The organism is Stenotrophomonas sp. KH_036_B (genome assembly GCF_057839485.1).
Genome location: NZ_CM174491.1, coordinates 3,115,120 through 3,134,534, shown reverse-complemented (window position 1 = coordinate 3,134,534; position 19,415 = coordinate 3,115,120). Strand labels below are relative to the sequence as shown.

General features: G+C 68.4%; 23 protein-coding genes. 13 read left to right on the top strand and 10 right to left on the bottom strand.

From position 1 onward, the window contains the following. Positions 1-106 precede the first annotated feature (106 nt). Positions 107-3,004: a S8 family serine peptidase gene (locus AC3ITN_RS14080; RefSeq protein ID WP_489390899.1), complete on the top strand. Its 2,898-nt coding sequence runs from the start codon at positions 107-109 to the stop codon at positions 3,002-3,004. An 81-nt stretch (positions 3,005-3,085) separates the two neighbouring features. Here the strand turns inward: AC3ITN_RS14080 and AC3ITN_RS14075 are convergent, their stop codons facing one another. Next, positions 3,086-4,183 carry a Glu/Leu/Phe/Val dehydrogenase dimerization domain-containing protein gene (locus AC3ITN_RS14075; protein WP_489390898.1) on the bottom strand — a complete coding sequence of 366 codons (1,098 nt, stop codon included), beginning with the start codon at positions 4,181-4,183 and terminating at the stop codon, positions 3,086-3,088. Positions 4,184-4,544: 361 nt separating this feature from the next. Between AC3ITN_RS14075 and AC3ITN_RS14070 the strand changes: the two genes are divergently transcribed. Further along, the gene (locus AC3ITN_RS14070) at positions 4,545-5,630 is read left to right on the top strand and encodes an HDOD domain-containing protein (RefSeq protein ID WP_489392939.1); all 1,086 of its coding nucleotides are present in this window, start codon (positions 4,545-4,547) and stop codon (positions 5,628-5,630) included. Between the two features lie 56 nt (positions 5,631-5,686). Here the strand turns inward: AC3ITN_RS14070 and AC3ITN_RS14065 are convergent, their stop codons facing one another. Together AC3ITN_RS14065 and AC3ITN_RS14060 are read right to left on the bottom strand one after the other, a co-directional pair. After that, on the bottom strand, positions 5,687-7,270 hold the full coding sequence (locus AC3ITN_RS14065; protein ID WP_489390897.1) for a phospholipase D family protein: 1,584 nt from the start codon (positions 7,268-7,270) through the stop codon (positions 5,687-5,689). Positions 7,271-7,322: 52 nt separating this feature from the next. Next, positions 7,323-8,033 (bottom strand): rRNA pseudouridine synthase, encoded by a 711-nt coding sequence (locus tag AC3ITN_RS14060; RefSeq protein ID WP_313343108.1) that lies wholly within the window; start codon positions 8,031-8,033, stop codon positions 7,323-7,325. A gap of 107 nt (positions 8,034-8,140) precedes the next feature. Between AC3ITN_RS14060 and AC3ITN_RS14055 the strand changes: the two genes are divergently transcribed. Beyond that, entirely contained in the window at positions 8,141-8,860 is a 720-nt protein-coding gene (locus AC3ITN_RS14055; RefSeq protein WP_313343110.1) for an AzlC family ABC transporter permease, read from the top strand. After that, positions 8,857-9,168, top strand: a complete 312-nt coding sequence (locus AC3ITN_RS14050; protein ID WP_313343113.1) for an AzlD domain-containing protein — start codon at positions 8,857-8,859, stop codon at positions 9,166-9,168. The genes AC3ITN_RS14055 and AC3ITN_RS14050 overlap by 4 nt, the downstream gene beginning before the upstream one ends. A gap of 3 nt (positions 9,169-9,171) precedes the next feature. Here the strand turns inward: AC3ITN_RS14050 and AC3ITN_RS14045 are convergent, their stop codons facing one another. Then, entirely contained in the window at positions 9,172-9,669 is a 498-nt protein-coding gene (locus tag AC3ITN_RS14045) for a YgjP-like metallopeptidase domain-containing protein (RefSeq protein ID WP_313343115.1), read from the bottom strand. Positions 9,670-9,741: 72 nt separating this feature from the next. Here AC3ITN_RS14045 and AC3ITN_RS14040 point away from each other — a divergent pair, with 72 nt between their 5' ends. Further along, complete coding sequence (locus AC3ITN_RS14040) at positions 9,742-10,299, top strand: DUF2058 domain-containing protein (RefSeq protein ID WP_489390896.1); 558 nt, start codon at positions 9,742-9,744, stop codon at positions 10,297-10,299. A 142-nt stretch (positions 10,300-10,441) separates the two neighbouring features. Continuing rightward, positions 10,442-10,708, top strand: coding sequence for a DksA/TraR family C4-type zinc finger protein (locus tag AC3ITN_RS14035; protein ID WP_489390895.1), 267 nt, complete (start codon positions 10,442-10,444; stop codon positions 10,706-10,708). Positions 10,709-10,890: 182 nt separating this feature from the next. Here the strand turns inward: AC3ITN_RS14035 and AC3ITN_RS14030 are convergent, their stop codons facing one another. Together AC3ITN_RS14030 and AC3ITN_RS14025 are read right to left on the bottom strand one after the other, a co-directional pair. Beyond that, complete coding sequence (locus tag AC3ITN_RS14030; protein WP_313343123.1) at positions 10,891-11,472, bottom strand: mechanosensitive ion channel family protein; 582 nt, start codon at positions 11,470-11,472, stop codon at positions 10,891-10,893. Between the two features lie 58 nt (positions 11,473-11,530). Next, complete coding sequence (locus AC3ITN_RS14025) at positions 11,531-11,716, bottom strand: hypothetical protein (RefSeq protein WP_313343126.1); 186 nt, start codon at positions 11,714-11,716, stop codon at positions 11,531-11,533. Between the two features lie 134 nt (positions 11,717-11,850). Here AC3ITN_RS14025 and AC3ITN_RS14020 point away from each other — a divergent pair, with 134 nt between their 5' ends. Genes AC3ITN_RS14020 through AC3ITN_RS14010 form a run of 3 tightly spaced genes read left to right on the top strand, consistent with a single transcriptional unit; the run spans position 11,851 to position 13,828 of the window. Continuing rightward, positions 11,851-12,435 (top strand): RNA polymerase sigma factor, encoded by a 585-nt coding sequence (locus AC3ITN_RS14020; protein ID WP_313343128.1) that lies wholly within the window; start codon positions 11,851-11,853, stop codon positions 12,433-12,435. Beyond that, on the top strand, positions 12,432-12,932 hold the full coding sequence (locus AC3ITN_RS14015; RefSeq protein WP_489390894.1) for a hypothetical protein: 501 nt from the start codon (positions 12,432-12,434) through the stop codon (positions 12,930-12,932). The genes AC3ITN_RS14020 and AC3ITN_RS14015 overlap by 4 nt, the downstream gene beginning before the upstream one ends. Positions 12,933-12,943: 11 nt before the next feature. After that, positions 12,944-13,828 (top strand): DUF4097 family beta strand repeat-containing protein, encoded by an 885-nt coding sequence (locus AC3ITN_RS14010; RefSeq protein WP_313343134.1) that lies wholly within the window; start codon positions 12,944-12,946, stop codon positions 13,826-13,828. Positions 13,829-13,874: 46 nt separating this feature from the next. Here the strand turns inward: AC3ITN_RS14010 and AC3ITN_RS14005 are convergent, their stop codons facing one another. From AC3ITN_RS14005 to AC3ITN_RS13995, 3 genes are all read right to left on the bottom strand, one after another. Then, positions 13,875-14,054 (bottom strand): hypothetical protein, encoded by a 180-nt coding sequence (locus AC3ITN_RS14005; protein ID WP_313343136.1) that lies wholly within the window; start codon positions 14,052-14,054, stop codon positions 13,875-13,877. 11 nt (positions 14,055-14,065) lie between these two features. After that, entirely contained in the window at positions 14,066-14,365 is a 300-nt protein-coding gene (locus tag AC3ITN_RS14000) for a YkgJ family cysteine cluster protein (protein WP_313343339.1), read from the bottom strand. A 252-nt stretch (positions 14,366-14,617) separates the two neighbouring features. Then, the gene (locus tag AC3ITN_RS13995; protein WP_313343138.1) at positions 14,618-15,973 is read right to left on the bottom strand and encodes an Hsp70 family protein; all 1,356 of its coding nucleotides are present in this window, start codon (positions 15,971-15,973) and stop codon (positions 14,618-14,620) included. Positions 15,974-16,091: 118 nt separating this feature from the next. On the opposite strand from AC3ITN_RS13995, the gene AC3ITN_RS13990 reads away from it, so the two are divergent. Beyond that, positions 16,092-16,427 (top strand): zinc ribbon domain-containing protein YjdM, encoded by a 336-nt coding sequence (locus AC3ITN_RS13990; protein ID WP_489390893.1) that lies wholly within the window; start codon positions 16,092-16,094, stop codon positions 16,425-16,427. Between the two features lie 48 nt (positions 16,428-16,475). On the opposite strand, the gene AC3ITN_RS13985 is transcribed toward AC3ITN_RS13990, so the two are convergent. Continuing rightward, entirely contained in the window at positions 16,476-17,615 is a 1,140-nt protein-coding gene (locus AC3ITN_RS13985) for a tetratricopeptide repeat protein (RefSeq protein WP_313343142.1), read from the bottom strand. 236 nt (positions 17,616-17,851) lie between these two features. On the opposite strand from AC3ITN_RS13985, the gene AC3ITN_RS13980 reads away from it, so the two are divergent. From AC3ITN_RS13980 to AC3ITN_RS13970, 3 genes are read left to right on the top strand one after another with little or no spacing between them, the layout of a single operon-like run. Continuing rightward, positions 17,852-18,454 carry an HD domain-containing protein gene (locus tag AC3ITN_RS13980; RefSeq protein ID WP_313343145.1) on the top strand — a complete coding sequence of 201 codons (603 nt, stop codon included), beginning with the start codon at positions 17,852-17,854 and terminating at the stop codon, positions 18,452-18,454. 58 nt (positions 18,455-18,512) lie between these two features. Continuing rightward, on the top strand, positions 18,513-18,692 hold the full coding sequence (locus AC3ITN_RS13975; RefSeq protein ID WP_313343148.1) for an oxidoreductase-like domain-containing protein: 180 nt from the start codon (positions 18,513-18,515) through the stop codon (positions 18,690-18,692). Positions 18,693-18,704: 12 nt separating this feature from the next. Further along, the gene (locus AC3ITN_RS13970; protein ID WP_489390892.1) at positions 18,705-19,364 is read left to right on the top strand and encodes a DUF998 domain-containing protein; all 660 of its coding nucleotides are present in this window, start codon (positions 18,705-18,707) and stop codon (positions 19,362-19,364) included. The last annotated feature ends 51 nt before the right edge of the window (positions 19,365-19,415 follow it).

The following is a 19,415-nucleotide window of genomic DNA, read 5'->3' as shown; positions in this document are numbered from 1 at the left end:
TCAGACTCTGCCGGTAGCCCGGTGGAGCGGGTCAACGATCACCACGGGTGTCCTCGGGGTAGGCAGGATGCCAGGCGTGGTTCCATAAACGTTTGGGGGAACAGGGATGAAGCAGGTCGCAATGAGCAGGACCACGCTGGCGGCTGCGCTGGCGCTGGCGTTGAGTGCATGCGGTGGTGGTGGCGGTGGCGGTAACGTCCGCGTGGAGGGTCCGGGCGGCGGTACGCCGGTCACCACGCCCGCTCCCACCAACCCGCCGGTGACGCCGCCGGTGACGCCCCCGGTGACGCCCCCGCCGACCGGAGCGAAGCCGCAGGAACCGGCGATTGATGCCCATCTGTCGATCATCAATGCGGGCGACCGGCAAGGGCTGACCGGCGCAGGCGTGGTCATCGGCATCGTGGACTCGGGTGTCAACCGCTCCCATCCCACGCTGTCCGGTCGCGTGACACAGCGCTTCAGCTACGTCGACCCGGCCACCAACAACCTCAACATTGACGACGTCGTCGGCCACGGCACCACCGTGGCGTCGCTCGCGGCGGGCAGCGCGTCCGGCACCTGGCCGGGCGGCGTGGCCCCGGGGGCGAGCATCGTCTCGGCCCGGATCATCTCCGACAAGGCGCCGGTCGATGACGGGACCGGTCAGGGCAACAGCGTGGAAGGCGCACTGGGGCTGGCCTCGGTGCACGCCGATCTGATCGCCAGCGGCGTGAAGGTGATGAACAACTCGTGGGGCGGGCTGTACTGGAACGATGCCAGTACCACGGACGCGATTGCGGCCGAGTATGCGCCGTTCGTGTTCCAGCACGGCGGGCTGGTGGTATTCGCTACGGGCAACGAGAGCAAGGCCAACCCGTCAGACATGGCGGCGCTGCCGAGCCAGCCCGGACCGGCCGGAAGTACGTTGGCGCGCGAGCTGGAAGAAGGCTGGCTGGCGGTTACCGCGGTCAACGCCAGCAAGCCGGATGAACTGGCGTCCTACGCCAACGCGTGCGGCGTGGCGGCCGACTATTGCCTGGCTGCGCCGGGCGAAGCGGTGTTCATCGATCCCGACAACAAGGGCGCGCCCAACCCGAAATATTTCTGGGGCGCGGGCACCTCCTATGCGGCACCGCTGGTCTCCGGCGCGGCCGCGCTGGTCTGGCAGAAATATCCCTACTTCAAGAACTACGACATACAGCGGACGCTTCTTGGCACCGCCACCGATCTCGGCGAGCCGGGCGTGGATGCGGTGTTCGGACACGGCCTGCTGAACGTCGCCAAGGCACTCAATGGCCCGGCCACCACGGACTTCGGAACGCTGTCCGTCTCCGTGCCGACCAGCGTCGGTACAAGCGTGTGGAGCAATGACATCAGCGGTGGCGGCATCCGCGGCCTGTACAAGGACGGTGACGGCGTCCTTGCCCTGGCCGGCAAGAACACCTTCACCGGCTCGGTGGAGGTCGTCCGCGGAACGCTGGCACTTCGCGATGGGGCCACGCTCACCGCGCCGGTCAGAATCTCACCGTACGACATCAGCTTCCCCTTGCCTGCGCTGCAGTTCGGAGCGGGCACCACGAGGATCACCAGCAACGTCGAGAACGATGGGCGCGTGGCGCTGGTGACCGCAAACACCACGGCGGTCATTGACGGCAATTACACGCAGCGTTCCAGCGCCGAGTTCATCACCGCGCTGGGCGCCTCGCCATTGCAGGTGACGGGCACGGCGACGCTGCAGGGCGGCACCCTGGTCGTGGAGCAGGCAGTGGCCGGCTATGTGCCGATCGACAACCAGGTGCAGCCCATCATCCAGGCCGCGCAGGGTCTGACCGGTCAGTTCGGGGCGATGCGCCGGGGCGGGACGGTGTCCCTGCTGGACGCCTCGTTCGCGTATGACGCCACCAGCGCGTCGCTCAACATCCGTCGCGCCAACGTCACCGCGACGGCCACCACGGCCGGTCTGGGCACGATCGCCACCGCGTCTGCCGGGCGGGTGGAGGAAGCGTTTGTCCAGCTCGACCAGGGCAACGACAGCGGCCCGGGCTTTGTCGATGCGGCAGGCGAACTGCAGCGGGTTGAAGGTGCATCGGCGCTGCAGGCGAGCCTGGAGAGCCTCTCCGGCAAGGCGCATGGCCTGGCCACGGCGATGACCTTCGATTCGCTGGACATGAACCGGCGCGCGTTGTCGTCGCGCTTTGACGACGTGTCGGCCGCACCGCGTCTTCGCGGTGCCTGGCACAGCGCGCTGGGTGAGGTCGGGCAAGGCAGCTTCGCCGGCACCGGTTCCCAGGCCCAGGGCTGGATGCTGGGCCAGGACATGGCGTTGGGCAGCAACGGGGTGATGGGCTTCGCCTTCGGCGAGACGCGCACCAGCAGCGGCCGTGCATGGTCCGGCGACAACGGCCGCGACCGGCAGTCGCAGGCGCAGCTGTATGCCGGGTGGAATCAGGGCGGCGCGTATGCGCTGAGCCAGGTCGGTGCCGGCCAGTTCACCCGCGAGCTCGACCGGCAGCTGCTGCTGGGGGCTGGGCAGTACGGTGTGAGCGCGCGCTATGGCGGTACCTTCAGCACAGCCAGCGTGGAGTCGGGCTACCGGTTTGGCGGCGCGGTCGCGTCGCTCACCCCGTACCTGGGCGCGGACTATGCCCGTGTGGACAACGACCGCTTCAGCGAAGACGGCGGCTTCGGCTTCGGCCTGCGTGCCGAGCGCAGCACCGCCAGTCGCAGCCAGGCGCTGGCCGGCCTGCGTGGCGAGACCCAGCGGCGCAACTGGTCGCTGCGCGGGTATGCCGAATGGCAGCAGATGCTGTCCAGCGACGGAGCTGCCTTCGACGCGAGCTTCGTCGGCGTGGATGCGTGGGCGCCGCTGGCCGGCTTGCAGCCGGCGCGTTCGGGCGGGTTGTTCGGTGTCTCGGTGGCGGCCATGCTCCGTCGCAACGCGCAGCTCACGTTCGGCTATGACCAGCGATTCGGTCCGCGCGGGGACATGAGCCAGGTGGCGCTGCGCTACTCTGCGGCGTTCTGATCGCATCGCGACCAGCGCGGTAGTGGAAAACAGGAAGGGCGCGAGATGATCGCGCCCTTCTTCGTTCCAACGCCAGCCGACTCAGCCGCCCCGCAGCGTTCCCAGCCGCGGCCTGGCGCGGCCCAGCGGCATCTTCAGCTTGCCGATGGACTGGATGCGTGCTTCGGCGATCTGGTCTGCCGCGCGCTGCGGCGCAATGCCTTCCTGCTGCGACAGCGCGAAGATGCGGCCCAGGTTGTGGTAGATGCTGCGGATCAGGCGCATTGCGCGCTCGCGGTTGTAGCCGTCGATCTCCAGCGACACATTCATCACCCCGCCGGCGTTCACCGCGTAGTCGGGGGCGTACAGGATGCCCCGCGCATGCAGTTCGTCGCCCACTTCCAGGCTGGACAGCTGGTTGTTGGCGGTGCCGCAGACGATCTTGCACTTCAACCGCGGCAGGGTCTCCGGGTTGATCGCGCCTTCCAGTGCGCACGGGGCGAACACGTCCGCGTTGAGGTCGTAGATCTCGTCCGGCTTGACCGCCTCGGCGCCGTATTCGGTGACCGCACGCTCGACCAGCGAGGCGTCCAGGTCGGTGACAAACAGCTTGGCGCCACGGTCACGGAGCAGCTTCACCAGCTCCATGCCGATGTGGCCGAGGCCCTGCACGGCGATGCTGGTCTTGCCCACTTCCTCGTGGCCCAGCTTGTGCTGCAGCGCCGCCATCAGCGCCTGCAGCGCACCGTAAGCGGTGAACGGTGCCGGGTCGCCGGAGCCACCATGCACCTGGTGTACGCCGGTCACGTACTCGCTCTCCAGGTAGATGTTCTCCATGTCGTTGACGTCGGTGCCCACGTCCTCGGCCGTGATGTAGCGCCCGCCCAGCGAATCCACGTACCGGCCGAAGGCGCGGAACAGCACCTCGGTCTTGTCTTTGCGCGGGTCACCGATGATCACCGCCTTGCCGCCGCCCACGTTCAGCCCGGCCAGTGCGTTCTTGTAGGTCATGGTGCGGCTCAGCCGCAGCGCATCGGCCAGCGCATCGTCGGTACTGGCGTAGGGGCGCATGCGCACGCCGCCCAAGGCCGGGCCCAGGGTGGTGTTGTGGATGGCGATGATCGCCCTCAGGCCGGCGTCGCGGCTGTGGCAGAACACCACTTGTTCGTGACCGGCAGTTTCGAGGGTTTCAAATAACATGGTGACTCCGATGGTGCGAACGGTGGCCAACGCCGGCGAACGTACCAGCAAAAGGTGGGGTGTAAAACAAAAAAAGCGACGTCGTCTGATCGGGGGGACGGGTCGCGCGGCGCCATTCTAGTGCATTCCGCAGGACGGCGTTGTCAGCATCGCGCGACCGTCCGAAGACACCTGCGCTCGGTCGCTGGCACGCCCGCCGGGGCCGTGCCGCTAAAGTTGCCGCCCACCGGGCCGATGCCGTGGCAACGGTGCGCGGTGCCGGTATGGCCAGGATGGATGACGTGGGTGCAGGGGCAACAACTCGGATGCGGAACCGCGCCAGTCAGGGAGCCCCCTGATGGTGGCTGTCCTGGTGGGGGCAATGGGCCTGCTGGCCGTGGCGGTGGTGGCATGGCTGCTGCACGGGCGCCAGGCGGGTGCGGTGCGTCGGTCGGTGCGGGACCCGGGCGGGGCCAGAGCCGGAGAGCGCCAGTCCACGCCGGTGGCGCTTCCGGCCCTTCCCGACGGGGACGCCGGCCAGATCCTGCAGGCCGGCTTTCACGCGTTGGCCCTGGTGCCGCGCAGTGGCGGTGCCGGCCCCACCGTGCTGGCGCAGGATGGGGTGCTCGAGGCGGCGGTCGTTGCCGCGCTGGAGGCCCAGGACTGGTCGGCCCGGCACCTGCCGCGCCGCCCGCAGCTGTTGCCACAGCTGATCCAGACCGTGAACGACAGCGATGCCTCGGCCCGCAGCATGGCGGCCATCATCGGCCAAGACGCGGTGCTGACCGGCAACCTGCTGCGTATTGCCAACAGCCCCGTCTACCGCCTGCAGGCCAAGCCGGTGGACAGCCTGCAGCGGGCAGTGACCCTGGTGGGCACCGAAGGCATCCGCCAGATCATCAGCGCGGTGCTGGTGCAGCCGGTGATGCAGTTGCACTGCGAGGCATTCCCGCAGTTCGGGACGGTGATCTGGGAGCACGCCCTGCTGGCGTCGCGCGCGGCCGCCGACCACGCCCGCATGGTGACCCACGAGGACGGATTCGCGGCGCAGTGGATGGGGCTGACCCAGGGGCTGGGTGCCGCGCTGGTGATGCGCAACCTGCTGGACGCGGCGCATGGCCAGGCCGCTACGCCCTCGCAGGCACTGGCCAGCAGGCTGCTGGATGCCTGGACGTTGCCGGTGGCCAGCCGCATCGCGGCCGCCTGGGAGCTGCCGCCCTCGGTGCACGAGGCCTTGTCGCGGGATGCCGACGCGGCCGGTGGCGGCCTCGCGGCGAGCCTGCGGTTTGCACGCGCGGCGGCGTCGGCCAGCCTGCTGTGCCGCCACGGACGGATCAGCCAAGCCCAGGCGCTGGCCCTGCTGGAGCAGCAGCAGGGCACCCCGGCGCACGCGCTGCAGTGGATCTGGCGCCGCCTGCATGGGCGTTCGGTGGAAACGTTGGAAGCGGAAGAGATGGCGGACGGCTGACAGCCACGCCCTGCGCAGCGACCGTCGTAGCGCCACGCCATGCGTGGCTGCGCGTCCTAAAGCTGCGACTCCAGCGGCAACCAGCTGATCACTCGCGCGCTGGCCCGTTGCCACAACGAGGCATCGGGTTCGCTGTCGAGAAGCTGCGGCGGCTGCGCCGCGCGGTCCAGCCAGCGCACCTGGTTGTCCGTGTCCCGGGTCAGCCAGTAGCTCTGCCTGGGATCGGCCAACCGCAGGTATTCCCCACGCAGTTGTGCCGCCAGCACAGGATCATCGAACAGCACGCCCATCTCGGTGTTGAGATAGGCCGAGCGCGGGTCGAGATTGAACGATCCGACGAAGCCGCGCTGGTCATCGATCATGAACGCCTTGGTGTGCAGGCTGGCACCACTGCTGCCGAACAGGCCGCCGCTGCCGCCGCCAGCGTGCCCGCGCGAGCGCAGCTCGTAGAGGTGAACGCCATCCTGCAGCAGCGGAATGCGGTAGTGCATGTAGCCGCTGTGCACCGCCGCCACGTCGTTGGCGGCAAGCGTATTGGTGACGACCCCGACATACGCGCCACGCTTCACCAGCTCGCCCAGCCCGCGCGCGCCCGCGTCGCCGGGCACGAAGTACGGTGAGATCAGCAGCGCCTTGTGGCGCGTACCCTCCAACTCGCGTACCAGCCGCGTGACCAGCCAGTTGGCCGGGTCATCGCGACGGTGCTTCATCGCCGGGTCGGACACGATCTCAACGTTGGGCGACCAGTGCAGGTCGACTGCGTTGCGATAGAACGAGCGCGCGGACGCCGAGCGCTCCACGCGCTGCAGGTAGGGCTGGGCGGCGGTCAGCGTGGCTTCGTGCGCCGATTCCAGCATCAGCAGGCGCAGCTGCGCCGGGGTATGGAAGGCGAGGGCGGCGATCGGTACCGCCGCATCGCTGTTCCAGTACGCGTCGAAGATGTCGTTGGCCTGCTGCACCGCCTTGCCCGCCACCAGCAGATCGAGGTCGCGGAAGTTCACGTCGCTGCGCGCGCTGAAGTACTCCTCACCGATGTTGCGCCCACCGACGATGGCCACGCGGCCGTCAGCGATCCACGACTTGTTGTGCATGCGGTGGTTGACGCTGAAGAACCGCTGCACCATCTCCACCAGCCGCCACAGCCCATCACGGTTGCGGAACGGGTTGTACAGACGGATCTCGATGTTGGGATGCTCATCGAGCGCCATCATCAACGCGTCCTTGTCCTGCGCGTTCATGTCGTCCAGCAGCATGCGCACGCGCACGCCACGCTCGGCGGCCTGGTACAGCTCCCGGGCCATCAGGTGGCCGATCAGGTCATCCTTCCAGATGTAGTACTGCAGATCCAGGCTGCGCCCGGCATGGCGGGTGATCACCGCGCGTGCCGCATAGGCATCCAATCCATCCGACAGGAAGGCAACACCGGAGTGATCGGGATGCTCGGCCTGCAGGCGCACCAGTTCGCGGTCGATCGCGCTCTGCGCCGGTTGCAGCGGAAGTACGCTGCTGTGCGCGCCCATCGCCTTTGGCGTGAGGTGGTCGGCCAGCAGCAGGCCGCTGAGCACCAGTACGACCAGGGTCGCCACCAGGATACCCAGCCAGCGCAGCATTCTGCGCCACAACGGTTTCTTGTCAGTCATGGCTCGATCCTAAGCGGGCCGAGCGTGCACTGCGAGTGCAGGGGGCGGTGGATCAGAAGCGCTCGTCGGGCGCGAGGTAACGCCATTGGCCCGGCACCAGCTTGCCCATCGCGACCCGGCCGATGCGCAGGCGTCGGACGCTGACCACCTCCAGCCCGACCTGGCGGCACATGTCGCGCAGCTGGCCGGGGGCCACCGGCTTGATCGCGAAGCGCAGACGGGTTTCGTTCTGCCAGCTGACCTTGCACGGCGGCAGTGGCCAGCTGCGGTAACTCAGGCCGTGGGCGAGCCGCTTCATGCCATAGGGCACCAGCTCGCCGCTGACTTCCACCAGGTATTCCTGCTCCAGCGTCGCGCCGCGATCCTTCAGGTGCGAAATCACGCGGCCATCCTGGCTGACCACCACCAGGCCGCTGTCTTCGTCGGCCAGCGGCATCACCAGCTGCAGTGCGTGGAAATGCCGCTGCAGCAGCGTTACGCCGGTGGCATCCAGTTCGCTGCGGCTCTCCGGCGTGACCAGGTCGCACAGCGCCTCTGCCCGCATGCCGGCCGGCTTGTGCAGCAGCATGCTCACCGTTTCGGCGCGGGTCGCTTCCGCGTTGTCGCGCAGCACGATCTGCTCGTCGGTGACCAAGGTCTGCGGTTGCTCCACGACCTGGCCGTTGACGGTGACCCAGCCGCCTTCGATATAACGCTGCGCGTCGCCCCGGGAGCAGCCGATGAGGCTGGTGAGGCGTTTGTCGAGTCGGATCGGATCGGTCATCAGGCAGGCAGCACAAAACAGGACGCGGCCGGGGAGTGTACTGGCTCGGCGCCGGAGCTGCGCGCTGTGTCGCTGCGGCCCCCCGCCGGTACTGGCATGATCGGAGGATGAACTGGACTGCCTCCCCCGCCGTGAAAGTCGGCCTCTCCATCGCCGTGGCTACCGGGTTGTACGGCATTTCCTTCGGTGCCCTGGCCGTCGCGGCGGGGCTGAATCCGTGGCAGGCACAGGCCCTGAGCCTGTTGATGTTTACCGGGGGCTCGCAGTTCGCGTTCATCGGCGTGATCGCCGGTGGCGGTGCCGGCTCGGCCGCGTTCACCGCCGCCACGCTGTTGGGCGTGCGCAATGCGGTGTACGGCATGCAGATGAACCGCATGCTGGGCCTGCGCGGCTGGCGCCAGTGGCTGGGCGCGCAGGTGACCATCGACGAGTCGGCGGCTACCGCGTCCAGCCAATCGGTGCCATTGGAGCAGCGGCGCGGATTCTGGGCCGCAGGCATCGGCGTGTTCCTGCTCTGGAACCTGTTTACCGCCGTGGGCGCGATCGCCGGCGACGCGCTGGGTGACCCGCGCCGATGGGGGCTGGATGGCGCCGCAGTGGCGGCCTTCCTGGCCTTGCTGTGGCCGCGGCTGCGCCAGCGCGATGCCGTGGCGGTCGCGATCGTCGCCGCCCTGGTCACCGTGCTCGCGCTGCCGTGGGTGGCGCCGGGCATTCCGATCCTGCTCGCCGCAGCGGTGGCCGCGCTGTGGGGCGCCCTGGTGCCTGGCCCGCGTGATGAGGGGCTTGAGCCGGACATTGCGCCGCAACGGCCGGAGGGCCAGGCATGAGCCTGTGGGGATGGCTGTTGCTGGCCTGCGCGGCCGCCTACGCGATCAAACTGGCCGGCTGGCGGGTTCCGGCGCGCTGGCTGGAATCACCCCGGATGAGCCGGGTGGCCGGGACATTGACGATCGGCCTGCTGGCCTCGCTGACGGCGATGAATGCGGTGGCGTCAGGCGCTGCGGTCGCCCTGGATGCACGCCTGGGCGCGCTGGCGGTGGCCGCCATCGCCTTGCTGCTGCGGCTGCCGTTCCTGCTCGTGGTGGTGCTGGGGGCGGTCGCGGCGGCCATGCTGCGCTGGGCCGGGGTGGGTTGAAACTCAGCTGCCAGCGAGATCCAGATGGGTCAGGTACAGGCGCAGATCGAATTCCAGCTGGTGGTAATCCGCTTCCATGTGCGTGCACAGCTGGTAGAAGGCCTTGTTGTGGTCCGATTCCTTCAGGTGCGCCAGCTCGTGCACCACGATCATCTTCAGGAAGGGGGCCGGTGCCTCGCGGAACACACTGGCGATGCGGATTTCGCGGCTGGCCTTGAGCCGGCTGCCCTGCACCCGGGATACCGTGGTGTGGGTGCCCAACGCGTGCTTGAGTACCTGCAGCCGGCTGTCGTACACCACCTTTGACAGCGGCACCGACTGGCGCAGGTAGCGCTCCTTCAGCGCCTGGGTGTAGTCGTACAGCTGGCGGTCGTTGCGCACGGTGTGCAGCTCGGCGTAGCGGCGCTCCAGCCACGGCCCCAGCCGGTCGCCCGCGATCAGCTCGCGCACCTGCTGCTGCAGGGTGTCCGGGTAGCCGGCGAGGTATTTCAGGGCGGTCATGGGGCAGTTGGGGTGCGGCGGTCCGGGCAGTATGATGGGCATCGGAATCCCGCAACAACAGATGCAACCGCAATGGCGAAGGCAAACCCCCTGCAGGAACAGCTGCTCAAGGCCGGACTGGTCAAGAAGTCCCAGGTCTCGCAGGCCGCACGCGAACAGGTCAAGGCCCGGCACGGCAAGGCGCCCGTCGCCCCGACCGACAGCCAGCGCGACGCCGAGCGGCTGCGCGCGGAGAAGGCCGAGCGCGACCGTGCGCTGGAAGCCGAACGCAAGGAAAAGGGCCGGGTGCAGGAACAGCAGGCGCAGGTCCGCCAGATCATCGAGACCAACAAGGTCAAGCGTGAGGGCGAGAGCGAGTACCGCTTCAACGATGGCACCCTGATCCGCACGATGCTGGTCAATCCTCTGCTGCGCCGGCAACTGGCCAGCGGCAGCCTGGTGATCGTGCGCGTTGGCGAGGGGTTCGAACTGGTGCCGCGCGCGGCCGCCGACAGGATCCGTGAACGCGACGCGGACGCGATCGTGCTGGACAACGGCCAGGGCAAGGCGCAGGCCGAACCCAGTACCGGCAACGCCGAGGATGACGCCTATTACGCGCAGTTCCAGGTCCCCGACGACCTGGTCTGGTAGCGATGGCGCCAGCGGCGGCGCCCGCCTGGTGCGCGTGTCCCGATGAAGGATTCAGCTGCCGCGCCCGCGTTCAGCCGCGCGTTGGCAGGCCGTCCGCAGGCAGGTCTAAGCTGTCTGCTGGTAACGGCATGGGAGACACATCATGGCCACAGGTTGGGCAGGCGACGGCGCGGTCCAGGACCAGATCGACGCCACCGTCGATGACGCCATCCAGCGCGCCCGGGCGCAGCTGCGCCACGGCCCGGGGCTGACCCACTGCGAGGAATGCGAGGCGCCCATCCCCGACGCCCGGCGTCGTGCGGTGCCGGGCGTGCGGCTGTGCGTGCGCTGCCAGGAGGTCGAAGACGCGGCGCAGCACGATGCCGGCACCTATAACCGCCGAGGCAGCAAGGACAGTCAGCTACGCTGACTGTCCTTGCTGTAGGTCCTCACCGCTGGTGGGGACCCATTCGAGCAACGACCGACGGTCGTTGCCTGCTACGCTGACTGTCCTTGCTGTAGGTCCTCACCGCTGGTGGGGACCCATTCGAGCAACGACCGACGGTCGTTGCCTGCTACGCTGACTGTCCTTGCTGTAGGGGGTACGCGCGCTCACCCGTCGCCTTGGATCCCGCCCGGCGCCAGCGCCGGATCGCGCCAGCGCCGCACCGTGCGCTGGAAGAACATGTTGTTCGGGATCTGCAGCACGGTGCCCTCGTGCCCGGCGCCGCTTTCCTGCAGTGTGGTGTAGATCAGGTTGACGTCGATGACGCGCCCCTTCAGCCCCGGCTTTTCGCCGTTCTCAAGCACTTCGATGTAGTCGTGAAGCCGGAACGGGCGGGTCGTGAAGATCAGCAGCGTGCAGAAAATGTTGGACAGCACGCTCCACGCGGCGAAGAACGCCACCGCGCCAACGGCGGCAAAGCCGGTGAAGGCGGTCCACAGCACGCTGGCCTGTACACCGATGATGTTGAGCACCACCAGCAGTACGGTGAAATACACCACGAACGTGAAGACACGGCGCGCGCCCATCACCATTTCCAGGGGCAGGGTGTAGTGCTCGCCGACGCGACGGATCAGGCGCCGCGCGATCAGGCGCAGCAGCCATGCCACCAGCAGGGTCAGCAGAATCTGCAGGGCAGGAACCCCGTAGTGAAGCCAGTCATGGGTCCAGGCGGGCAGATGGTCTTTCATGCGTGGCGCGGTTCCTTGCAGCGGTAATGCCGGGGGAACCGCATTTTAGCGCGCCGGGTCAGGACAGGCGGTGCGCCTGCTCAAGTGCCGCGAGCAGGTGCGAGGCACATACCGCAGGGTGCTGCTGGTACTGGACGCACAGGTCGGGCCGAGGCGGCAGCGACACACGCAGCGTCACCGGGCTCCAGGGCAGGGTGCAGGCGCTGGCCAGCGAGAGCAGCAGGGCGAGGCAGCTGGGGGACATGGCAACTCCTGGGGCAACGCGTGCGGGTGACAACCGGTTGGATGCCGCCGGTGCCCGAAAGGTTTAAACGCCCGCCATGACGCGATCCGTCGTACGGCTTTAAACCTTTTCAGCCCCACCCGCATCCAAGGGATATGCTCGACACGACCATGCCCGCTCCCCGCGCCGCCACCGACGCCGACCACGCCGACGATCCCAGCCTGGTCCGGGCGGCGGTGGCGGGCGATACCGCTGCGTACGAACGCATTTACCGCCGGCATTCGCCGCGTGTCTATGCGGTGCTGTGGCGGCTGTGTGGCGGCCATGCCGCTCGCGCCGAGGACGCGCTGCAGGAAACCTTCCTGCAGGCCTGGCGTGCGCTGCCGGGGTTCCGCTTCGACAGCAGCCTGGGCACCTGGCTGCACCGGCTCGGCGTCAATGCGGCGCTGATGGAACTGCGCGGCAGCGCGACCCGTGAGACCGGTGAAACCGGCGAGGACAGTTGGGAGGTGCTCGCGGCGCTGCCTGCGGTGGATCGCTGCGCAGGCACCTCGCTGGACCTGGAGCGCGCACTGGAAACCCTGCCACCCCGCGCGCGTGCCGTGCTGGTGCTGCATGACATCGAAGGCTGGAAACACCATGAAATCGCCGAACAACTGCAGATGGCCGTCGGCAGTTCCAAGGCACAGCTGCATCGCGCGCGCGGCCTGTTGCGCGCGCGCCTGGGAGAACCTGCATGAACAACAACGATCACGACACCGACCCCGACCTGCAGGCGCGCCTGCGTGCACTGCCCACCGAGCGGGTGCCGCCCGCGCGTGCCTGGCAGCAGATTGCGGCCCAGCTGCCGCCAGCGCAGGCGGAGCCCGCGGTGGCGCCCCGCCGCCGGGCGCGCCGCTGGCCGCTGCGCATCGGCCTGGGCCTGGCTGCAGGCCTGGCAGTGCTGATGGTGGTGCCCACCGCGACCCCGCCCACGCCGCGCCCGACCCCGCTGCAGCGGCAGGCCGATGTCATTGCCGACGAGTACCAGCAGGCGATGGCCACGTTGCCGCCCGCACAGATCGGTGCCGACTGGCAGCCCGCGCTGCGCGAGCTCGATTCCAGTGCCACCCACATCCGCGCCGCGATCGCCGAAAACCCGCGCTCGCGCTATCTGCTCACCCAACTGCAGCGCACCTATGCGCTGCGCCTCGAACTCACCCAGCAGGCTGTGAACGCCGCTGGCCTGCCATCCTGAAGGAGCGTCACATGCCTAATCCATTGCGTTTGATTGTTGCCCTGGGCCTGCTGCTGCCGCTGGCAGCACAGGCCGCCACCCGCGTCGACGAGCGCCACCCGCTGGCGGCGGGTGGACGCGTCGAAATCAGCAATATCGCCGGCAAGGTCAGCGTGCGCGGCTGGGACCGCAACGAAGTGGCGTTGAGCGGCAGCATGGCCGATGGGTTGCGCCTGCAGCAGGACAAGAGCGCCAACCGGGTTCGCTGGGAAGTGATCTATCCGCGCAACGGCAACAACGGCGGCGCTACGCTGGAACTGCGGGTGCCGCGTTCGGTTGAAGTGCAGCTGGGCACGGTGAGCGCCGACATCGATGTGGCCGATGTGGACCTGCGTCGGCTGCAGGCCAATGCGGTGAGCGGCGATGTCGCGGCAGCCGGTCGCAGTGCGGAGACCGCGCTGACCACCGTCAGCGGCAGCATCCGTTCGCAGGTGCAGACGCAGCGCCTGTCACTGCGCGCGGTCAGCGGTTCGATCCAGGCCGGCGGCGGTATTGCCGGCGAAGTGGCAGCGGAAACCGTGTCCGGCAGCATCCGCCTGGACACCGCGCGGGTGCAGCGGCTTGCCGCAGAAGCCGTGTCAGGCAGCCTCACCGTGGCGGCGGGCGGTCTGTCGCCGGGTGGCAAGGTGACGTTGCAGACGGTCAGTGGTTCCATCGCGCTGAAGCTGTCGGCCAAAGTGTCGGCGCAGCTGGCGGTGAAGACGTTCAGTGGTGACATCCAGTCGGATGCAGGCCAGGTGGAGCGGCCGCGCTACGGGCCGGGTCGCAGCCTGGATACAAGGCTGGGCGGCGGCGACGGCGATATTTCGATCAACGCCCATTCGGGCAACGTGCGGGTCACGCTGGACGGCCGCTGAGTGCGGCCCCCGCACCGGCCTGGGGCCGGTGCGGACGGCTGCGGCATCAGCCGGCCCTTTTCAGCGCCAGGGTGTTGCCCAGAACTTCGATCTTGCCGCCGCTCTTGCGGAACGCGGCCAGGTCGGCGGCAATGCTGGCACTGCTCAGTGCAGTGTTGGAACCCTGCTTGCGGTCAACGCGAACGGTGTTGGCTGCCTTGGGGGAGGTCTTTGGCGAACGGGCCATGGATGCTCCTGTCATGGGTGTAACGTGGAAAAGAACGTCGACGCATCGTGCTGTTGTCGACGGTAGTCCTGCCGCACAAGGCGGCAGTCATCGCCGCCCATCGCAAATTGGCGGCAGATCGCAGGGCGCTGCGAATAGATCGTGCAGCGCAGATGGTAGGGGTCGATCGCGGCGCACCAGCCTTCCTCGTTGCGGGCCATGACGGTCCGCCCCAGTTCGTCGGTATCCAGCAGGTGGCCGGGAACCGCGTCATCGGGCATCACCGTGACCGAAAGCCGGCAGCACACCGCGTCGCAGCGGCGGCAGTCGATGGGGTCGGGCTCGGCAGGTGAGGCAGGGGCTGGTGAAGCCAGGCGTTCGCCCAATCGAATCTCTCTTGGATAAAACGATCCCGGCGCCCAGGACGAATCCAACAGGCGGCAGCATCGGCAGGGACGGTGGCCTGTACGAGGCCCGGAGCGACATGCGCATTGCGCATCGAAGCCGAAAGATGATAGCGCTTCTGGCGTAACGTTTTGTTAATACCAAGGTTCCACGGCCCGAAACCCTTGTGCCGCAAGGGATCAGCCGGCGGCCGACCATGCCAGCCCGTGCACCACGCCGAACGAGGGGTTGCCGCGCACCAGGGTGGAGGCGGGGAAGGCCGCGGCCACCGCGGCCTGCAGATAGCCCGCGCGCGACATGCCGCCGGTGAGGAAGATCGCCGCCGGGTCATGGCCGATGTCCGCACGCACCTGCTCCAGCAGCGTGCCGAGCTCGGCCAGGTAGCCGCCTGCGGCGCTCTGCAGCCGTGGGCTGTCGATCCGCACACCCAGGTCGCGCTCGATGAAACCCAGCGCGCTGTCGTGCTGCTCCTCGCTGCTCAAGGCGATCTTGCAGCGTTCCACTTCGCGGTACAGCCGCGCCGTGTTGCCGGTCTCCTGCAGGGCCTGCAGCCGCTTGCCCCACGGGGCATCAACGTCGCGGTAGCTGTGCTGGCGGAAATCGCGCTGGCGCGTCATGTCCTGCACCATCGCCGCTTCCACGAAGTGGTGGGCCGGCACCCGGCTCTCGCCGCGCCCGAACAGCGGCATGTAGCCCCCCAGGCTCAAGGCCAGGTCGATATCGGTACCGCCGCGGGCGATACCCCACGCCCGGTGGATCTTCGGCGCCTGTGTGCCACCCACCCGTGCGTACGCCACATCGGTGGTGCCACCGCCGATATCGACCACGACTGCATCGTGTTCCTGCACGCTTTCGGCGTGGTAGTGCATGGCTGCGGCCGCCGGCTCCTCAAGGAAATCCACACTGTCAAAGCCCGCCGCGATCGCGGCGGTGTGCAGGATGTCGAGGGCCTGGTCGTTACCCGCCGCACCGATGGAACTGCGGAACTGCACCGGGCGGCCCAGCGTGGCGGTGCGCACGGGCGTCTCCAGCTGCCGCGATGCCGTGAGCCGGATGTGCTCCAGGATGTGCGTGGCGATGCCGGTGATGGTCTGGCGCGCGCGCGGGTGCAGGTTGTAACCCAGCATCGACTTGGGGCTCTGCACCAGGTTGCCCTCGTTCTCCTCGAAGTACGCCTCCAGCGCCTCGTCACCGTAGACCGCGTTCTGCAGCAGGGTGGTTGAGCTCAACGGCGCCCGCATCTGTTCTTCCATCCACTGCCGGCGCACTACCCGCAGGGCCTCGCGGCGCAGCGCGTCCGGCGCGCGTTCCTGCCCGGCCGCACGCGCATCGCGCGCCGCCGCGTCCACCAGCCGCGCCAGCTCGTGCTCCAGCGCCGGGGTCAGCTCGAAGTCGTTGGGATCGCGCATTACTTCCGGGAAATACACCGTAGTGCGGAACTGTTCGGCCTGGCCGAACCGGATCGGCACGACCCGACCGTCCACCACGGCGGCGGCGGCGGAGTTGCTGGTGCCAAAGTCGATGCCGATTTTCATGCAGGGCCGGGCCGGTGGTCAGGGGGCGCGCACTTTGCGGCAAGCGGACCGTCGGTGCAAGGCCCGATCGGGCCGGGCGGGTACAATGCCCGCTGTTCTGAAACCTGAAGGCTCCACCATGTCCGCCGTTCCTGCCTGTCCGCAATGCACCCTGGAAAACACCTATGCCGATGGCGCGCTGTGGATCTGCGCGGACTGTGGCCATGAGTGGGCGGCAGGCGATGCCGGCGGCCAGGCCCAGGTCGTGCGTGACAGCAACGGCAACACGCTGGCCAGTGGCGACACCGTTACCGTGATCAAGGACCTGAAGGTGAAGGGTTCCTCGATCCCGTTGAAGCAGGGCACCGTCATCCGCAACATCCGCTTGGTCGAAGATGACGCCGAGCACATCGAGGGCAATTCCGACAAGATCAAGGGCCTGGTCCTGAAGACCTGTTTTCTGAAGAAGGCGTAAGCGCCCGCGCGTGGGAATGCTGGCCAGCGGCCGGCACTACCGGCACATTCAGTTGGTCGCCGTCCGCTGCCGCCACTTCTGCAGGCTGTCCAGCTTGGCCTGGTAGGTCGCCCGCAGTACACCGGCATCTTCGCCGGCGAGGTCGCGTGCGCGCTGCATCTCCGCCGATGCGCGGCGCGTGTCGCCGGCCAGGAAATAGGCGCGCGCCAGGCCGAAGTGGAACTGGTGCGCGGTGCCATACAGGCGCACCGCATGTTGGTAGTACTGGATCGCCTGCGCGTAGTCATGGCGCTGCTCGGCTTCGTTGCCCAGGCGGAACTGCGCGAACGGATCGGCCTGCTGCACCTTCTCCAGCCGCCGCGCCAGTTGCATGGCCAGCCGCTGTTCGCCCAGCCGCCGGTACAGCGCCGTGGCATTGCTCAGCGCGGCGGCGTGGCGTGGCTGCAGGCGCAGCGCCGTCTCATAGTCGCGCCGCGCCTGGTCGAGATGGCCTTCGCGGGTGTCGAGCACCCCCAGGTTGTTCCAGCCCGCCGTGAACTCTGGTGCCAGGCGCAGCGCGGCCTGCAGGTAGGCACGTGCCTGCGCGGGCTCGCCTTCGGCCATGTGGTGGGCGCCGCGGTTGTTGTAGAAGTGCGCCAGCGCGCGCTGGTCGCTGATGGGGCGCGGGCCGTAACGGTCGTAGAGCACGTTGCGGTCGAGGTCCACCACGGCATTGCGTCCGTTGAAAAACAAACCCGCGTTGACGTGACCGATGCTGTAGATGACGCCCTGGTCCACGTTCCAGGTCACCACCTGGGCCACTTCCTGCACGTGCGCCTCGATGCCCGCGGCGCGCGCCAAGCTCACGAACAACAGCGTGAAGGACAGGCAGTTCGCGCGGTGGGTCTGCCAGGTCTCGGTCAGCGTATGGGTCGCATACGGGTCGTACTCCAGGTGCATGGCGTCTTCGTCGAAGATCAGGTGCACCAGCCGATCCAGCCGCTGTTCGCGCGAGCTGCCGGGGCCGATCACGCGCTCCTGCAGCATGGCCTGCAGGCCGGGTGGAATCGCCAGGATCTGTTCCGGGGAAGGCAGCGGTTCGAGCGTCTCCACCGCTGCCGGGGCCGCAGGGGCGGTGGAAGGTGGCGCGGCGAATGCCGGCGTCCAGGTCAGCAGGGCCAGCAGGGCAACGCATTTCCAGCCAGACATCGCAGTCACCTCGCCGGGTTGACAGGCCGTTCGCCATGCCAGTCTAGGCGCAACGCAGGTGACCGGCATGCCGCTCATCGGCGTATCCGGCCATCCACAGTGGATGTGGACCAGCACCGTGCAAACCTGTGGGTAACCTTCGCCAGGCCCCGCCGCGCGGCCCTCTCCCATCCGTGGTGAAAAAACCACCGCGCCCAGGCTTGCCAGCGAAGGCGGGGTTGGCCAATGATGCCGCCATGACCTTCGAACCGCTCTCGCTGCCGCCTGCCATGCAGGCCGATCTCGAGGCTGCATACGCCACGCCACCGCGGGCGTACCACGGCTACCCGCACGTGCGCGCGGTGCTTCAGCACTGCCAGTCCGTGGCCGAAGGGCCTGGTTGGCAACGCCCGCGTGAAGTGCAGTTGGCCGCGCTGTATCACGACGCCATCTACGACGCCGGGCGCAGCGACAACGAGGCGCGATCGGCGGCGCTGGCGCGTGCACAGATCGAGCGCTGGCTGCCGGGCGCGGGCGTGGACGTGGCGCGGGTGGAGGCGCTGATCCTGCTCACCGCCCGCCATGGAACGCTCGACGCAGCGGACCTCGATGCGGATGCGGCGCTGTTCCTGGACTGCGACATGGCGATCCTGGGGGCGCCGGCGGACGTGTTCGATGCCTATGACCGGGGCATCGCCGAGGAATATGCCGGGCATGTACCGGGGTTCCTGTTCCGGCTCAACCGGGGCCGCTTCCTGAAGCAGCTGCTGCGCAGCCCGCGTATCTTCCTGAGCGATTTCTTCCATGGGCGGCTGGACGCGGCGGCGCGCGCCAATCTGCGGCGCCGGCTCGGGTACTGACCCGGTCGATTACACTGGCCGGGCTGATTCCACACCCGCCGCGCCGATGCCCGTTCCGATGCTGCCCCTCCACCCCGATGCCGACCCGCGCCCGCAACCGCCGGAAGAACCGGGCCCCAACGAGTGCTGCGGCAGCGGCTGCCCGCTGTGCGTGCTGGATATGTACAGCGACGAGCTGCAGCGCTACCGCGCCGCGCTGGCCGCGTGGCGGCAGCGCCATCCCGACGCCGAGCCCTGAACCGGATCGCCCGTGAGCCAACCTGGGAACCCGCGCCTGCCAGTCTCCTTCCGTGCCCACGTGGCGGGACTGGCGCTGCTGGCGCTGGCCGGGTTCGTGGCCACCGCGCTGTGGACGCAGTGGACGCGCCAGGATCTGGATTGGGTCCAGGCCACGCTGAGCCTGTACCTGCACGGTCCGTGGGGGCTGGAATTGCGTATTGCCTACTGCGTGCTGGCGGTGGCGATCATGCTGCTGGCAGGTGCGCTGCATGCCGCCAGCGGTTCGGCCCGCCGGAGCGTGGCTGCGCCCCTGCTGTTCTGCATGGCGGGCCTGGGGCTGCTGGGCGTGGCGATCGGCGACAGCTGGCTGCCTGAGCGGGCGCCGCTGCTGGCACCGCTGGTCCATGCGGTGGCGGCCAACACCGCGTTTCTTTGCGTGAGCGTGGCGATGCTGCTGCAGAGCTGGTACCTGCGCGCCGATCCGCAGTGGTCGCGCTGGGCCGCAGCTGCCTGGTGGTGGGCGTGGCTGTGCTTTGCGCTGTTGTGGCTGCACGTGCTGTGGCGCGGTCCGCCGCGCGGCGCCGGCCAGAAGCTGGTGATCGCGGTCGTGGTGCTGTGGCTGGCCGCCGCGGCGTGGCAGTTGTGGCGGGCTGAACAAAAAAGGGGACGGAGGACGTTATCTGCGGAATAACGTCCTCCGTCCCCTTTTTGTTGGCGTATCGTGGGGCCACTTTTCCGGGAT

Excerpts from the sequence above, each read along its gene's own strand:
- AC3ITN_RS14035 (WP_489390895.1), top strand. The coding sequence starts at position 10,442 with ATGGCCACAGGTTGGGCAGGCGACGGCGCGGTCCAGGACCAGATCGAC.
- AC3ITN_RS14040 (WP_489390896.1), top strand. The coding sequence starts at position 9,742 with ATGGCGAAGGCAAACCCCCTGCAGGAACAGCTGCTCAAGGCCGGACTG.
- AC3ITN_RS14025 (WP_313343126.1), bottom strand. The coding sequence starts at position 11,716 with ATGTCCCCCAGCTGCCTCGCCCTGCTGCTCTCGCTGGCCAGCGCCTGC.
- AC3ITN_RS14075 (WP_489390898.1), bottom strand. The coding sequence starts at position 4,183 with ATGTTATTTGAAACCCTCGAAACTGCCGGTCACGAACAAGTGGTGTTC.
- AC3ITN_RS14050 (WP_313343113.1), top strand. The coding sequence starts at position 8,857 with ATGAGCCTGTGGGGATGGCTGTTGCTGGCCTGCGCGGCCGCCTACGCG.
- AC3ITN_RS14030 (WP_313343123.1), bottom strand. The coding sequence starts at position 11,472 with ATGAAAGACCATCTGCCCGCCTGGACCCATGACTGGCTTCACTACGGG.
- AC3ITN_RS14055 (WP_313343110.1), top strand. The coding sequence starts at position 8,141 with ATGAACTGGACTGCCTCCCCCGCCGTGAAAGTCGGCCTCTCCATCGCC.
- AC3ITN_RS13975 (WP_313343148.1), top strand. The coding sequence starts at position 18,513 with ATGCTGCCCCTCCACCCCGATGCCGACCCGCGCCCGCAACCGCCGGAA.
- AC3ITN_RS14080 (WP_489390899.1), top strand. The coding sequence starts at position 107 with ATGAAGCAGGTCGCAATGAGCAGGACCACGCTGGCGGCTGCGCTGGCG.
- AC3ITN_RS14010 (WP_313343134.1), top strand. The coding sequence starts at position 12,944 with ATGCCTAATCCATTGCGTTTGATTGTTGCCCTGGGCCTGCTGCTGCCG.
- AC3ITN_RS14045 (WP_313343115.1), bottom strand. The coding sequence starts at position 9,669 with ATGACCGCCCTGAAATACCTCGCCGGCTACCCGGACACCCTGCAGCAG.
- AC3ITN_RS14070 (WP_489392939.1), top strand. The coding sequence starts at position 4,545 with ATGGGCCTGCTGGCCGTGGCGGTGGTGGCATGGCTGCTGCACGGGCGC.
- AC3ITN_RS14015 (WP_489390894.1), top strand. The coding sequence starts at position 12,432 with ATGAACAACAACGATCACGACACCGACCCCGACCTGCAGGCGCGCCTG.
- AC3ITN_RS13990 (WP_489390893.1), top strand. The coding sequence starts at position 16,092 with ATGTCCGCCGTTCCTGCCTGTCCGCAATGCACCCTGGAAAACACCTAT.
- AC3ITN_RS14020 (WP_313343128.1), top strand. The coding sequence starts at position 11,851 with ATGCTCGACACGACCATGCCCGCTCCCCGCGCCGCCACCGACGCCGAC.
- AC3ITN_RS14005 (WP_313343136.1), bottom strand. The coding sequence starts at position 14,054 with ATGGCCCGTTCGCCAAAGACCTCCCCCAAGGCAGCCAACACCGTTCGC.
- AC3ITN_RS13985 (WP_313343142.1), bottom strand. The coding sequence starts at position 17,615 with ATGTCTGGCTGGAAATGCGTTGCCCTGCTGGCCCTGCTGACCTGGACG.
- AC3ITN_RS13995 (WP_313343138.1), bottom strand. The coding sequence starts at position 15,973 with ATGAAAATCGGCATCGACTTTGGCACCAGCAACTCCGCCGCCGCCGCC.
- AC3ITN_RS14060 (WP_313343108.1), bottom strand. The coding sequence starts at position 8,033 with ATGACCGATCCGATCCGACTCGACAAACGCCTCACCAGCCTCATCGGC.
- AC3ITN_RS13980 (WP_313343145.1), top strand. The coding sequence starts at position 17,852 with ATGACCTTCGAACCGCTCTCGCTGCCGCCTGCCATGCAGGCCGATCTC.
- AC3ITN_RS14065 (WP_489390897.1), bottom strand. The coding sequence starts at position 7,270 with ATGACTGACAAGAAACCGTTGTGGCGCAGAATGCTGCGCTGGCTGGGT.